Genomic DNA, 258 nt, shown 5'->3' with positions numbered 1-258 from the left:
GTGTTGTTCATAAAGTGGTAAGTTATAATTTACGCCTAACGCATAAGATTTTTTAGGCTCGTGGAAGTTAGTTAAGCCACTTACGCTTAACACATCATCTCTGCCTGTTAAGTTTGCATTGATATGACCTAAAGTTAAACGAGCATAATCAAACTCTTTACTACCGTAGTTATCTACTGCTATATAGCTACGCGTTTTACCAAATGGAGCATAACCTGATACGGTTAATGCTGACGCATTATTTGCCGGATCAAGATC

General features: G+C 37.6%; 1 pseudogene. It reads right to left on the bottom strand.

Features of this window, described 5'->3' with window-relative positions:
• Window positions 1–258 (bottom strand): annotated as a pseudogene (locus A1D25_RS01950) (ShlB/FhaC/HecB family hemolysin secretion/activation protein); the annotation flags it as partial.

It is taken from the genome of Ursidibacter arcticus, from assembly GCF_009761375.1.
GTDB lineage: Bacteria > Pseudomonadota > Gammaproteobacteria > Enterobacterales > Pasteurellaceae > Ursidibacter > Ursidibacter arcticus.
Note: the sequence above shows the minus strand (reverse complement) of the source record. Positions and strands in the feature narration are given on the sequence as shown.